The sequence below is a fragment of the Streptomyces sp. NRRL F-5126 genome, from assembly GCF_000721265.1.
Classification (GTDB): Bacteria; Actinomycetota; Actinomycetes; order Streptomycetales; family Streptomycetaceae; genus Streptomyces.
The window spans coordinates 1-529 of the sequence record NZ_JOFZ01000064.1; the positions used below are offsets into that span (position 1 = coordinate 1).

1 protein-coding gene is annotated in these 529 nt (G+C 67.5%); it reads left to right on the top strand.

The window, feature by feature from the left end; all coding sequences use genetic code 11:
• Positions 1-91 precede the first annotated feature (91 nt).
• On the top strand, positions 92-529 hold a 438-nt coding region (locus IH48_RS33915), incomplete at its 3' end, for a hypothetical protein (RefSeq protein WP_158710401.1).

Sequence of the window (529 nt, forward strand, 5' to 3'; positions counted from 1 at the left end):
AGTTCGATGTGTACTGTAGTTATCGCGAGGTCGGGGGAACGAAGAACCGGCCGAGAATCCACACCACCTGACCCTGTTGGAGGGGATCTTCATGTCCGGCACCCAGACGCTCACCACCCAGACCGGCACCTACTCGTACTCGGTCTCCGAGGGCGAGAACGGCGAGACGATCCACGACCTGTCCCGCGTCTTCCAGGACGGTGCGCTGCCGGTCGGCGCGATCGTGATCCACCCGGACTACAACCCGTTCCCGGAGGTCGAGGGGCTGCTGAACGTCCAGTTCGGCAAGGGCGGCGCGGAGCGCGACGAGCGCACGGACGTCCCGATGCTGGGCGAGGAGCTGGAGGCCGCGTTCATCATCGGTCACCAGCTGGTCAACCCGGCCGACCTGGACGTCGACCCGGAGGCCGAGGAGAAGGAGAGCGCGCCGAAGGTGCGGTTCCTCCGGGGTTACCTCCGGGCGGCGGCGACCGAGGTCAAGTCGCCCTCGGCCACGGCCAGCAAGGCGACGTTCCTGGCCGTCCAGGAC